Below are 14,306 nucleotides of genomic sequence, written 5' to 3' on the forward strand. Positions count from 1 at the left end.
ATTATTATCCGTTTGATTTACATTAAAAACACCTAGAAAAATACCTCAATAAAAAAATTAAATGTTTTCATTTCTTAAATCTAAATCAAAACCCTATTTTTGCTAAAGCAAAAAAGTCATAAAATGAATTTACACGAATATCAAGGAAAAGAAATACTAGCCAGCTATGGTGTTGGTATCCAAAGAGGAATTGTAGCAACAACTCCTGAAGAAGCTGTTGCAGCAGCAGAAAAGCTTACGGAAGAAACTGGAACAGGATGGCATGTAATTAAAGCTCAAGTACACGCAGGTGGACGTGGAAAAGGTGGTGGTGTAAAACTTGCCAAGAATCTAGAAGAAGTAAAAGAAAGAGCAACAGACATTATTGGAATGCAGTTGGTCACTCCACAAACTTCAGCAGAAGGTAAAAAAGTTCACCAAATATTGGTTGCAGAAGATGTGTATTACCCAGGTGAAACAGAAACTTCTGAGATTTATATGTCTATTCTTCTTAACAGAGCTAGTGGTCGTAATATGATTATGTACTCTACAGAAGGAGGAATGGATATTGAGCAAGTAGCTGAAGACACTCCAGAAAAGATTTTCACAGAAGAAATTGACCCAAAAGTAGGAATTCAAGGTTTCCAAGCTCGTAAAGTAGCTTTTAATCTTGGTCTTGAAGGACAAGCTTATAAGAATATGGTAAAATTCGTATTCAATCTTTATAAAGCTTTTGAAGGTTCAGATTCTTCTCTATTTGAAATCAACCCAGTTCTTAAAACATCTGACAACAAAATTATTGCTGTTGATGCCAAAGTAACTATTGATGACAATGCATTATACCGTCATAAAGACATTGCTGAGCTACGTGATACTCGTGAGGAAGATTCTACAGAAGTAGAAGCTGGTGAATACGGTCTTAACTTCGTAAAGCTAGACGGAAACGTTGGATGTATGGTAAACGGAGCAGGTCTTGCAATGGCAACAATGGACATCATCAAGATGAGCGGTGGAAACCCTGCAAACTTCTTAGATGTAGGTGGAACTGCTGATGCCGAAAGAGTAGAGAAAGCTTTTAGAATCATCTTGAAAGATCCTAATGTAAAAGCAATCTTAGTAAATATCTTCGGAGGAATTGTAAGATGTGATCGTGTGGCAAACGGAATTGTAGATGCTTACAAAAACATGAAAGACATCAATGTACCTATTATCGTTAGACTACAAGGTACTAATGCAGAAGAAGCTAAGAAAATTATCGACGAAAGTGGACTTGAAGTACACTCGGCAATTGCGCTTCAAGAAGCTGCAGATAAAGTAAAAGAATTGGTAGGATAAAACATCTCCTTCAATTTATAAATACAAAATCCTCTAAAAGTTTTGAGAATACTTTTAGAGGATTTTTTTATTTTAATAAAAACTGTATTAGCGGCGAATAAGTAAATTTTTTGCACCTACTAATTGATTATCTAAAGTATAAACCTTGATAACGGCTAAACCAGAAAAGTTTTTCACCTCACAGGCAATACTGTTTTCTCCTTGATGGATTTCAGTTGTTTTAGAAATCAAAACCTTCCCTTGGGCATTAATTACCTGCACAATCACCTTTTCTTCTGTATTAGACTCAATATCCAACATAAAGTTCTGATAAGCAGGATTTGGATAGACTTCTAATTGGAAATTTTGATTAATATCATAATCTTCTGTGATGAATTTCCTTGCACTAACTACCGAGCCATCATTAACCTCATCAGCATCCTTACAAGCAATAGAATTGGCTTTGAGTAAATCAATTTTATCAGGTAAAAACGATTGGTTCGCATTTGATGGATGTTTCTTAAAAGCAATGTCAACCACAGAATCTGATGAACCTAACCAATCTTGGAGAATCGTAGCAAATACCGCTCGGTAATCATGCTCCATTCCTTGTAACTGGAAAGAGTTTGTTAGGTTAGAAAGATTGGGCGTATTTCCCACCATTTGACTCTTCACTCCTTTTCCAAATACAAACATCGGAAACAAAGAACCGTGGTCTGTTCCATGATTCCCATTTTGCTTAGCTTTTCTTCCAAACTCAGAATAAGTAGCGGTAATCACTCTTTCTGAGTATTTTTTCCCAAGATCGTCGGTCAAATTATTCAAATCTTGATAAAAGCTTTCTACTGCCGCACTTAATTGCCCCAAGACATTGTTGTGACGATTAGCTTGTCCTGAATGCGTATCAAAACCTCCATGATGACACACAAAAATTTTGGTCTTTGATCCTCCAGAAATAAGCTTTGCAACAGTTTTTAATTGATAAGCCAATGAAGTATTTGGATAGGTTACCGCAGAATTTGCACCCGCATTAAAAACCGTATTCATTCGAGTTGCGTAAAAATCTAAATCTTCTTCAATATCCTTTACATGCTGCAAGGCAGAACCGTAATCAGAATTTGGAATCGTTCCCAAATGAGCCGATGAAAACACATTAGTAATCGTAAACAATCCTAATGGGTTTTGCCCAGAAAGATTCAATGTATAATCGGTTACATTATGTGTATGAGACAATCCTTTTGAAGGATTTGTTTTCCCCAGCTGAACTGCTAAAGGATCTTGCAATGTTTCTGCTAAAATGGCATCCTCATGGTTGTTGTACAAATATCTTGCAATCCATCCTTCAGAAGTAGGACTTGTTGCTTTCCCGTCTCTTCCTTCCAAGATTAAATCTGTGGATCTAAAATGAGATTTTGTTTGCACTGGATAACCTACATTTTGAATAATGCTCATTCCCAAACCTAAGTTTGTGGAATTATTATAGATATTTCTGAAACCTGAGAGTGCAGGATGTAAAGCAATATCATCTCGATTTCCTGCGGAAGCGTCATCAGGGTCTTGCTGTAATTTTATGGCTTCTGTTTCCTCTATATGAATTGTAGGACGCAAGGTTTGAGAATACACGGCAAATTGGTCTATCGGAATTACAGTATTAAGCCCATCATTTCCTCCACCCATTTGTATAAGAACGATACATCGGTCTGTATGATTGATACAATCTGGGTCTATTGGTAAATTATTTTCGGCAAAAGCAGATATCGGAATTCCATTTAATAAAACTGGCGAAGCTGCTACAAGACTGGTATTTTTTAAAAACTTTCTTCTTTTCATGGCTTTATAGTGTTTGGAATTCTGGGGATTGATACAAGGCTAAAATTAATCGATCTAAAGCAATACTTACTTCCGATTTATCACCGGTTTGGAGGTAGTTTTTCCAACTAAATTTCCAACTAATTTTTGCTGTTGCAATTGCTGAAGCAGCTTCTGGTGAATCATAATTATCCACCGCCAAAAAGATTCCATAAAGGAAATAATTTAATCGGTCATTTGAAATGGTGACTCCTTCTGGAAAAAGATCCTTGATGAGGTTTCGAACGATATAATCTGCATTTTTCATCATTCCTTTTTTTCTGAGAGCAAAAATTGCGGAATCCACAGAATCGAGCTTTACTTTGTTTTGGGTAAAACTATTCCATCTAAGCTTGTTTCTACCTGTAACAAGGGTTCTTCCAAATTCATATCGAGACCTGATTGTATTGGCATTCAACCAATTTCTATCAAGATTTGGAGCTTGAAAATACCCATCATATCCTGCCACAGTTACTGGTTCATGCAAGGGCATTCCCGCTAAGGTAAAGAGGGTTTGATACATATCCTTTGCATAAAAATTGATATAATGTTTTTTGTCTGGAAGCGTGGCATCGTCAAAGGTTCCCGTTTCTTCTATTTGTTTTTGCTTGGCATTTTCATAAACCGAATAATCTGGAATAGGAACATTAAAATAGTTGATCGTTTGGAACGCAAGATCTACTGGTGATTTTATTTGCGAACCTATGTTCTCATCTGTAGAGAGGCAATCATCTTCATCATAAAAGTGCTTACTTGTCAATAATAATTTTAATGCTCTCTGTATTTTATAGTTACTAGACTTTAATCTCTGAGCCATTGGAAGAATGATATTCGTATGGGTGTCTGCAGAAATATCTTTTTTTACAAAAAAACGATAGAGTTTTTCACAAATATTTATCGCAGTTCTATCTTCATCAAACACCATTTTGATGAATGATTTAACCTCTTGTTCTATTTCTGCTTCTGTACTTCCTCCTGTAATTGTTTTGTTCCCAAATGCAGCACTAAAGGTTTTATCACTTGTGTCATGATGTGAGAGATGAAGTTTTCCATAATAAAAACCAGACACAGGATCTTGAACACGCAAGTGCATCTTATATCCTGTAAGAACTTTCGCCGCTTGCTGAATATCATACTCTGTATAATGAGTGTAGTCAGTTGGATCATTTGGATTTTGAGCTCCTTTTCCTATCGTAAAAAGTTCTAAAAACTCTCTTGCATAATTTTCATTGGGGTTTCCCACTCTGTTTGCATAGCCATCTAAATATCTTAGCATGGTTTGATTCCTCGTTAAGGCATAAGCAAGATCTTTATAGCTACGTGTACTATAATATTTAATCATATTGGCATAATCATAAAATGAATCTAAATGAACCATTCTAAAACTTGCCATAAAATTTTGATGAATAAATAACTGAAGCTTACCATGAATTCCTCGGTCTCGTCTCATTTCATCCATCCACCATAGAGAGGTGAATTTCGCTTTATGATAACCCGAAGCATTTGATGTTTCCGTATTAGTGGGATCTATCCACGGAATAAAATCATTATCCAAAGGATATTCTCTGAAATACTTTCTTTTTCGCAGGAGTCTTTTAACCGCTTTTTCTGGAGTGAGCTTAGCAAATCGCTTTATCTTTCGACTGTTTACATTATAAGTCGTTTTCCTTAATAAATGCGCAGCCAACCGATGCCCTAGTACATCGGTTTTTTTGCTTATAGTTTGTGTAGAAATCATAATGACGCAACTTTGGTTATTCTCAAAAATAACTTTATTTTATTAAACCACCATAGATAACATCGTTATATTAAAGCTGTAATATATGATTAAACAAAACAACCTCCTATAAAAACATAGGAGGTTGTTACTAAAAAATCTAAAAATCACTCTTAAATCAATAGACTAATTACCAGCTTATTGGTATTGATACTCCCATTTATTTGGGAAATTACTTGCTTTGTGAGTAATAATAGGGTAAGAAGTTCTTTTATAATCCACGAATACCATTGGATGCCCAAATAGTGCTAAATATTTTTCGGTAAGGATTTGCTCTATAGCCTTTTCTTTATCATTATCCAATGTCCCTTTTTCTGTCATATAATTTGTAAAATCGGTAACTCCAGTAGCTTTCATACTTGCTTCGATTCCTTTTTTATAATCCGCTTCGGCACCAGCCTTATCATCATTTCGCATTTTTAATTCTGCAGAAATAAAGTATGCCTCAATGGAACCTAAAATATTCACAGAACCATTTCTAGCTAATGGAAAATTGAATTTTTCGTCAGAAAGATAATAGGTCGCTAATCTTGGATCATCCACCATGTATTTTTTAACAATATTATTGGAATCTGCTAAAAGGTATTTTCCTCGATCACCAATAAAGCGTTGCCATTCGTTCATATTTGTAGAGCTACCTGCATATTCCAAACCAAAAGCAACTTGATCTTTATCTGCAACGGAATTGATTATTGAAAGTGCTGCTCCATAATCCTTTTCATTCAATTTCACTCTGGCTTTCAAGAGCATGGCTTCATCTTTCAAATCATCGGTAGATACGGCATCCAATAAATCATAAATATCTGAGTAATTAAGACCAGTTGGAGATTGGTCTCTACTGATATATTTCTCTGGATTTGAATAGTATTCTATCGTTACAGAATAGATAGAGGCTGCTACTAATCTTGCTTCATCCGCCATTTTTGTAAAGGAAGCATCATTAGTTGTTGAAGCTCTTTGAGAATATTCTTCAATTTTATCTACTGCTACAGAAACTCCATGACGATAGGCGATATCATAAGCTGCCTTCATTTTATTGTCTGGCAAGACATATTGTTCATAAATAGGAGCATAATGAATATCTGAGCCTCTTAATTGCTGAGTTAGCATAGCTGATACTCTAGCAAACTGTCCTGTGTACACATAACCCATTGCATCTTTTGCGGTGTTAAAACTCGGATTTTTTCCTCCGTTTGGGTTTTCTATATCTAACTTATGACAACTCACAGTAAAGACTAAAGCCAAAGCTACTGTTGCCATATTTTTTATTGTAAATCTTTTCATAATACTTTTTTTAGAAAGTTGCTGCTACTTTAAATACCAATCCTCTTACGTTGGGTGAATTAAAGTAATCAAATCCACTAGTATTTGATCCTGCACCCGTTAAAGAAGTTTCTGGATCTCCTGTAGAATAATTCGTAAAGGTTAATAAGTTGGTCCCGATGATTGAGAAATTCAAAGTGTTAATTTGTTTTCCTTCTAAAGGCAACCTGTATGAAAGACCCAACTCTCTTAGTTTAACGAAATAAATGTCTTTTTCTACTTGTGCAGAGGCAGCACTAGCAATCCCATCTATAAATTGCCAATACTCTTGTTTAGAAATTTCTGTGGTATTCTTTGTTCCATCAGCTTTTACACCTTCTAATACAACGGTTCCTTCTCTATCCTCTGAATCTTTTCCAATTCCTCTAAAATTCATCATCGCTCTTGTACCGTTATAAACATCTCCTCCAAATAATCCATCAAAGAAAATATTTAAAGAGAAATTCTTATAAGAAAAGCTATTTCTAAATCCTAAAGTAAAATCTGGATTTGGGTCACCAATCAACACTTTTTCACTTCCTTCTATATAAAGTCCGTCTTCCCCAACGAGTAAATTACCTTGCTTATCTTTTTCCCAGTCTGTTCCATAGAAAACACCAAATGCTTGATCTGCCCTAGCATAAGCAGAAATAGAGGTAAATCCTCCACCTAGTGAAACTTCATCAACGCCATCGGCTAATTCTAAAACGGTATTTTTGTTTCGCCCAAAATTAAAGGTCGAATTCCACTTTACTTGCTTTGCAATCTTTGTATTGTATCCAAGGCTTAATTCAATTCCTCGGTTTTGCATTTTTCCGATATTCTTATACTCAAACTCAAAACCAGTTGCTGTTGTTACAGGTACCGAGATTAATAAATCTGAGACTTGCTGATCATACACTCCCAAATCTAAAGTCAGTTTCCCGTCCCAAAATCTTAAATCTAAACCTACTTCAGAACCTACTTGAATTTCGGGTGTTAAGTTTGGATTTCCTTTTATTTTACCAAAATTTGTGAGGTAGGATCCATCGGGAGCAGTTGTATTACCATCCGTAAATCCATCCCGTACATTCACCGCTTCTGTATAACTGGCATAACGCCAAGGAGCAGGAGCGATACCTGTTTTTCCAATAGAGGCTCTTAGTTTTCCAAAAGATAAAATACTGTTTTCATTTTCCTCCAAAAGCTCAGAAAATACAAAAGACGCATTTGCAGATGGGAAAAAATAAGAGTTATTATCTGGGTCATATTTAGAGCTCCACTCATTTCTACCAGAAAGCCCTAAATAATAAGTGTTTTTATAACCAAAGCTCAAATCGACATATCCCGCATATTCATTTACCAATTCTTTGTATTGCTCTGCAACTACAGATTCAGCGTTAGCGATGTTATAAAAATCCTCTTCAACAAGATTTGTTCCTGTTGTAAAATTATATTCGTCTTTTCTTGCTCTTGCATTAGCTCCCAGTGTCGCACTCAAGTTTAGGTCTTCTTGTAATTGAATATCTCCATTAAGAATATAATCGTTATTCCATTCATAAAACACTCCTGTATAGTCTATAATTTGTCCACGTTTTGTAGAGGTGGTATTAGACCCAATAGCTGATTGCCCTTTTCTTACATCGGAATACGCATCGATTCCTGTTCTGTAAGTAAATACCAAACTTCTTAGCTTTTCTGCGTCGTTTAAGGGAATAATGTCATAAGTCGTTGTGATATTCCCAAGTACTCTCCATACATTATCTATATAAGTATTTTTCTCTGCAGAGAAATAAGGATTATCATAGAAAGAAAAGTAGTTTGAATTTGTTCCTTTAGTAGCTGCATCATCATAGTATGCTTTTCTTGGATCATAGTTAATAGGCGTACGGTAAAGAGATAACATAACCCCTGCCAAGTTTGAACCTTTTTGCGCTCTGTTTCCTCCTGAGTTAATGAGGTTCATGGTTCCCGAGACTTTTAAACGATCTGTAAGTTTTGTAGAAGCAGTTAATCGAGTAGAAATCCTATCCCAATTAGAGTTCGGTATAATTCCTTGAGCATTTGTATAACCCACAGAAAAACGCACATTGGACTTGTCATTCCCTCCCGAAAGAGATAAATTAACGTTCTTACTTACACCTGTACGGAAATAATCATCTTCTACATTTACAATATCACCGGCAGCTACTTTATCACCCCAAGACATACTTGACCCTTCTGCTGTTTGTCCATAAACTTGTTGTTTTTCATGAAGGTTTACTGGATTTGTTAAAGTGATATCTGTAGAGAATTTTCCAATAACTCGTCCTTCTCCTGAAGATTGCCCTTTCTTTGTGGTATAAATGATAACTCCATTACCTGCTCTAGAACCATAAAGTGCCGTTGCGGCAGCTCCTTTTAATACAGAAACAGATTCTATATCATCGGGGTTGATATCTATAGCACGGTTGGATTGATCTACTCCATTAACATTTACTGATGAAGTATTATTTGTGGAATTATCAATAGGAACTCCGTCTATAACAATTAAAGGTTGGTTATCACCAAAAGTAGCATTACCACGAATAGTAATTTTTGAAGAACCTCCTGGTGTTCCACTAGATTGTTGTACCTGAATTCCTGCAACTTTCCCTTGGAGTCCTGCAATAGGATTCGGGTTTCCGTTAGCTAAGGCATCATCTCCAGAAACTCTTTGTACAGAATATCCTAAAGCCTTTTCTTCTTTTTTGATTCCTAAAGCAGTTACCACGATTTCATTCATGACACTATTCCCTTCCTTTAGGCTAACAGCTACTTGGTTTGTCCCTTCTATCGAAACAGTTTGACTTTGATATCCAATAAATGAAAAGGTAAGCGTAGTGGCTTTTTCTGATACGGTGATGCTAAATTGTCCTCCATCACCAGAAACTACTCCATTGGTTGTCCCTGTTTCTACAATGTTTACCCCAGGTATGGGACTACCATCCGATGCGTCTGTTACATTTCCTTTGATTAATCTCTGGGCATAGCTCGAGCTAGACACCAGAAAACAGACACATATTAATGTGACTAGGTGTTTCATATTAAGTGTATTTTAGGTTTTTGTTACCTTAAAATTATATTTTTTTATTAAATATTCCTAATTATTGTTAATTCTATTAACATTTTTTCACACAAAAAGAGCTAAAAAAGCAATTATCGAGTAGGTAGCTATTTCAAAATAGCTCATTATAAAGTATTTCTTTACAAAAAATCAATATAAATAACACTGATATATTTAAGGTATTTATTATCCGTATGTCAAATATTTTATTTATAAGATTACCTCTTGTTATATTTTTATTTAATCTCCTATAGTCATTTTTCACATTCTTTTAACAAAAAAAAAAGAAACCAATAAGTATCTTGCTGATAAATAAGCTAGATAAAATTCGAAAGAAAGAATACATAAATTATTCTTCTAGAAATTCTTTAGTCCTAAAAACTATTTGTATGTTAAAATCAATTGTCTTAACTCTGTTTTCCACCTTTTTACTTTGTGAATTATCAGCCCAAAATACCCTACTGATTAGAGCTCAAGTATTAGACTCTATTAGTAATGATCCATTACTTTATGCCTCCGTTGTTTCCGAGAAAACAAATGAAGGAACGAGTACAAATGAGCAAGGTATTTTTGAGTTTAAAACTAAAGTACTTAACGAAAAAGATAGTTTATTGATTTCTTTTATTGGCTATAACAGCAAACGTGTAAGAATACAAGATCTTAAAAAGCAGAATTATAAAATCTACCTTTCAGAAACCACAGAATTCCTCACCGAACTTACTCTAGAGCCAAAGAAAGCGGTATGGTACCTACAACAAGCGTTTGAAAATTATGATAATAATCTAGATTCAAATTCCTATCGTTTTGAGTCTTATTTTAAACAAAAAGCTCAAGAAAATAAACGTACCTTATTTCATGAAGAAGCCTATTTGGAGAATTATTTCAAGAATAAAAAAGATACCTCTAAAGATGCTCAACAAGCATCACTCGTTCTTTTTTGGGAAGAAAAAGATGTGCATGATTTGAAATTCATGGAAAAACAAAGGAAAAAATACGCAGAAAAACGTAAAGACAAAAAAGACAGTACAACGATAGATGTAGGTTTTATGGATGCAAAATCCTTTATGATGGATTATTATTCTATAGCCAATATGATGGACCCGAAAAACTCCAACTATTTAAAAATGATAGATGATATGGATGAAGATAAGGTTTATTTTTCCGAAAAAAAGTATCTCTATCAAGATTCATCTGAGTATGTAAGTGTGGAATATTATGACAAAAAGGAACGTGCAAGAATTACTTGTCTGATCAATACGAAAACCTTCGCTCTCAAGCGAATTAGCGGAAATGTAGATGTGAAAATCCCCATTTTACTTCGTCCCGTACTGCTAGTTATGGGGGTTAGGGTAAAAGATATTATTGTTGATTTTCAGGTGGATTACCAAGAGATTAAAGAAAAAATGTATCCCAAAATGGCAAAAATTGATCTTAAACTCGATTTAGTGAATTTTCGAATGTTTAGGAAAAATATCCCTGCAATAATTAATTCTCAGCAACTATGCGTTATTACCAAACTCAAAAAGAATCAACAGAATCCTATTCCTAAAAATCAAAGAATTAAATCTGAACTAAACGAATCTGAAGCGTTCAACCCCGCAGGAATTCAATGGGATGACATTTCTGTAGTGAAATAATACCAACGAGTAATCAACACCATAAAGGTATCATATAAAAAAAGCTCGATAAAGGTTTATAAACACCTATATCGAGCTTCTATTTTAGTATCATTTAAGCTAATAAACCTCTACAACTTGTCTTTGGTTAACTAAATGGATGAGTTCTTTTCCAAAACTCAACATCTGTTTAATTTCTTTGGCTCCAGCCAAACGCTCTTTTCCAAATACAAGGATCCCTTCTCCATTAGATTCGATATGGTACTGGTCATTTTGTTCTAAAAACTGAACAATCTCTTCTCCAAAAAAATTCTCAAGCTCCTGACAGTTATTTCCAAGAACAAAAAACCTTTTTGAAAAAGCAGGGTAATTTTTAAAATTCACATCTTCAAATCCTATAGTGGGATATACTTTGGATAAAAAACCTTCACGATCTAAGCAAAATTGTGGTATTTCTATCTCACATTTCATGTATAGCATGGTAGTTCTCACAACTTCTTTGGCAATAAATTCTCCTTCAGAAAAAGTAATATCAAATAATTTTATCGCCTTATCTTTACTATAAAGTGTATTGTAGATATTCTCTATAGGTTTGGTGGTAAAAAAATGAAATTTCTGCAAGAAAGAAGTATCATAACTAAACTCTGAGTCATAAGTAATATCAAGCTCTTCGGCAATTTTTGAAATAGAATTTTGACGTTTTGTAAAACTTCCTGTGATAAAATCGCCAATTTTTCTAAGCGCAAATGGATGCTCAGAATCTGAGCTATGCATATCTAAACCGATGACATCAAAATTTCCTCCTTTTTTCTCAAACAATTCTTGGTAATTATGAAGATTTTCCATCACGGTATGATCCACAAAATGACACATGGTGAAATCTACCACCACATCTTGATCTTCGGGGATTTCATCGAGTTTGTTTTTGAGTTTCGTATAATTCATAAAGGTGCAAAAATGCTTGACACTTACATAATAATTCCCTCCAGACTCTTTAAACATTAAGACATTTGGTTTTAGAATATTTCTCATAAAAAGCATCAAATCTTTATTCATCACAAAATGAATAATCATTGTGGTAAAAACTCCTGCAGAAATCCCTACAATCAAGCTCACTTTTAAGGTAATAAAAAGAGTTACAAAAAAGATAATCAACTGTTCTTTTCCTATCGTAAAAATCTGCTTAATTACTTTTGGCGACGCTAATCGGTATCCCGTGAAAACTAAAATTGCCATTAAAGCGGGAAGTGGTATTCTTGTTAATTGTGTACTAAAAAGAATGATAAAAACAACTAAAAATGTAGCATGAAAAAAGTTTGAAGAACGGTTCGTTCCACCATTATTCACGTTTACTGAGCTACGGGCAATAACCGTTACCACATTCAATCCTCCCAAAAATCCGCTTCCTACTGTTGCTAAACCAAGTGCTTTAAGATCTTTGTTGACATTAGATCTTCTTTTTTGAGGATCCAATTTATCGACCGCTTTAATACTCAAAAGCGACTCAATACTGGCAATAAGCGTAAGAGAAACCACACTTGTCCAGAAAGCACCCTTACTGGTTAAGCTAAAATCTGGAGTAGGAATCTGAGTAATAATTTGATCAAAAGCAGGAATTCCCGAAATCATATAATCTGGATGTACAGGATTTGGTTGATTTAAGACCAATTCATAGAAATAACTCATCCCAATAGACAGAAGTACAATCCACATGGGAGCTGGAATTAATTGCAAATATTTATTCCTTATTTTGGGATAGAAAACCATAATAGCTAAGCTCAAAACTCCCACGATAGCCGCAGCCACCAATCCTGAATCTTGATAAGAAAATACCCCTATTAGAGTATTTGGAATCTCAACTAAGTAATCAATGCTTGAGGATCTACTGATTTTATTCCCGAGCATAATATGGAATTGTTTCCCTAGAATGATTAATCCTATGGCAGAAAGCATTCCTTGTATGGCAGAAGAAGGAAAATAATTAGAGAGGGTTCCCATCCGTAGAAAACCTAAAAGCACTAACACTAGTCCCGAAACAATAATGGCAGCATAACTCCCCTCCAAACCTAAAGTGGTAATTGCTAGAAGAAGCACACCTACAAGTCCATTTCCTGGCCCTGCGATGGTCACATGACTTCCTCCTAAAATGGCTACCAAAATCCCTCCAATAATTGCTGTAATTACCCCAGCAATTGGAGGCGCTTCACTTGCCATAGCAAGACCCAAACCAAGTGGCAACGCGATAAGACTAACTACAAATCCTGAGAATATATTCTTAGGAAGATCTTTTAAGAAACTGTTTATATTTTTGCTCATTTCTGCTTTATCGTACAATTAAGATATCTGTTGGGATTTCACCTAAAATATATTCTATGTCATTAGGAAATAGTCTTTGCCAAAAATTGGTTTTTCTTGGAGAATTGGTCACCAGTAGATCAGCTCTAGCAATTTCAGAATAATGACTAATAGAATAACCTCTTTTTCCAAAGATAGGTTGTTTTATTACTTGGATATCCTTTTGCATTTCTTCGGGAATTTGATGTATGATATCCTCCACTCTTTCATTCTCAATGCTTGCTCTTTTTTCCTTGAGCATATTGGCTATTTTCAAACTTCTATCGTCATCTATTTTTACCCCTATTTCATCTCGTCCTATTTCTTCAACAATCGTTAACTTTTTAGAGGTTAATGTTTTTCCAAAATAGAATGCATGTTCAATCGTTTCCTTCGTCATCTGGTTTTCTATTCCGTTTACGACAATATGATTGCATGGAACACGATCTACAGATGGATTGATTAATAAAAGCACTGAACAAGGGGCTTTTCTGGTAATTTTTCTAGCGATAGAACCGACATAGTACTTGATCAGGTTTTCCTTCTTTAATGCACCTAAGATTAACAAATCTATTTGGTGATTTTTGATAGCCGAAAGAATTACTTCCACAGGATCTCCCTTCTGATACACCAGTTCGTAGCGACCTCCTTGAGCCACAAATTCGTTCATAAAAGAAGCGAATTTTTCATCTTTTTCGGGAGTTTGCCCCCCCACGTGAATCAAAATGAGTGCAGTATTGGTTTTTAGTGCTAGTCGTGTTGCTTCGGCAATATTAGCTGCCAAATTTGGAGAAAAAGTTACCCCAATCCCAATCTTTTTATACGGTTGTGTCATTTATATTCTTTCTCTTATACCGATTACTTACTAAAATCACTTACTTCATCTCATCCATAACTAAGTTTTGTAATGTGTCGGCATTATACGGTGGGTAAATTAACACCGTAAGTGGTATTAGTTCTGAAAATTAATCATTTTTTTGAAAAGGAGCTAAAAAGATGAAAAGAAAGACCGAAACAAAGAAAAGGGCACAAATATTATACTGACCAAAAAGACATCTGCTCATTTCGGAAC

General features: G+C 34.8%; 8 protein-coding genes. 2 read left to right on the plus strand and 6 right to left on the minus strand.

Annotated features, from left to right (window positions below; genetic code table 11):
* Positions 1-123 precede the first annotated feature (123 nt).
* A complete protein-coding gene (gene sucC, locus N4A45_03740) occupies positions 124-1,314 on the plus strand; it encodes an ADP-forming succinate--CoA ligase subunit beta (protein ID MCT4664332.1) in 1,191 nt (396 codons plus the stop codon).
* 87 nt (positions 1,315-1,401) lie between these two features.
* Here the strand turns inward: sucC and N4A45_03745 are convergent, their stop codons facing one another.
* The 4 genes from N4A45_03745 to N4A45_03760 form a co-directional block, all read right to left on the minus strand.
* A complete protein-coding gene (locus N4A45_03745; GenBank protein MCT4664333.1) occupies positions 1,402-3,123 on the minus strand; it encodes a DUF1501 domain-containing protein in 1,722 nt (573 codons plus the stop codon).
* A gap of 4 nt (positions 3,124-3,127) precedes the next feature.
* Positions 3,128-4,879 (minus strand): DUF1800 domain-containing protein, encoded by a 1,752-nt coding sequence (locus tag N4A45_03750; protein MCT4664334.1) that lies wholly within the window; start codon positions 4,877-4,879, stop codon positions 3,128-3,130.
* A gap of 177 nt (positions 4,880-5,056) precedes the next feature.
* A complete protein-coding gene (locus N4A45_03755; GenBank protein ID MCT4664335.1) occupies positions 5,057-6,202 on the minus strand; it encodes a SusD/RagB family nutrient-binding outer membrane lipoprotein in 1,146 nt (381 codons plus the stop codon).
* Between the two features lie 10 nt (positions 6,203-6,212).
* On the minus strand, positions 6,213-9,263 hold the full coding sequence (locus tag N4A45_03760) for a SusC/RagA family TonB-linked outer membrane protein (protein MCT4664336.1): 3,051 nt from the start codon (positions 9,261-9,263) through the stop codon (positions 6,213-6,215).
* Positions 9,264-9,673: 410 nt separating this feature from the next.
* On the opposite strand from N4A45_03760, the gene N4A45_03765 reads away from it, so the two are divergent.
* A complete protein-coding gene (locus N4A45_03765) occupies positions 9,674-10,921 on the plus strand; it encodes a carboxypeptidase-like regulatory domain-containing protein (GenBank protein ID MCT4664337.1) in 1,248 nt (415 codons plus the stop codon).
* A gap of 99 nt (positions 10,922-11,020) precedes the next feature.
* Here N4A45_03765 and N4A45_03770 read toward each other — a convergent pair whose 3' ends face one another.
* Positions 11,021-13,216, minus strand: coding sequence for a SulP family inorganic anion transporter (locus N4A45_03770; GenBank protein ID MCT4664338.1), 2,196 nt, complete (start codon positions 13,214-13,216; stop codon positions 11,021-11,023).
* A gap of 7 nt (positions 13,217-13,223) precedes the next feature.
* Positions 13,224-14,069 carry a universal stress protein gene (locus N4A45_03775; GenBank protein MCT4664339.1) on the minus strand — a complete coding sequence of 282 codons (846 nt, stop codon included), beginning with the start codon at positions 14,067-14,069 and terminating at the stop codon, positions 13,224-13,226.
* Positions 14,070-14,306 lie beyond the last annotated feature (237 nt).

It is taken from the genome of Flavobacteriales bacterium (assembly GCA_025210805.1).
Classification (GTDB): domain Bacteria; phylum Bacteroidota; class Bacteroidia; order Flavobacteriales; family CAJXXR01; genus JAOAQX01.

Bases quoted from the DNA above. Each gene is read 5' to 3' on its own strand.
- sucC (MCT4664332.1), top strand. From the start codon at position 124: ATGAATTTACACGAATATCAAGGAAAAGAAATACTAGCCAGCTATGGT.
- N4A45_03745 (MCT4664333.1), bottom strand. From the start codon at position 3,123: ATGAAAAGAAGAAAGTTTTTAAAAAATACCAGTCTTGTAGCAGCTTCG.
- N4A45_03750 (MCT4664334.1), bottom strand. From the start codon at position 4,879: ATGATTTCTACACAAACTATAAGCAAAAAAACCGATGTACTAGGGCAT.
- N4A45_03755 (MCT4664335.1), bottom strand. From the start codon at position 6,202: ATGAAAAGATTTACAATAAAAAATATGGCAACAGTAGCTTTGGCTTTA.
- N4A45_03760 (MCT4664336.1), bottom strand. From the start codon at position 9,263: ATGAAACACCTAGTCACATTAATATGTGTCTGTTTTCTGGTGTCTAGC.
- N4A45_03765 (MCT4664337.1), top strand. From the start codon at position 9,674: ATGTTAAAATCAATTGTCTTAACTCTGTTTTCCACCTTTTTACTTTGT.
- N4A45_03770 (MCT4664338.1), bottom strand. From the start codon at position 13,216: ATGAGCAAAAATATAAACAGTTTCTTAAAAGATCTTCCTAAGAATATA.
- N4A45_03775 (MCT4664339.1), bottom strand. From the start codon at position 14,069: ATGACACAACCGTATAAAAAGATTGGGATTGGGGTAACTTTTTCTCCA.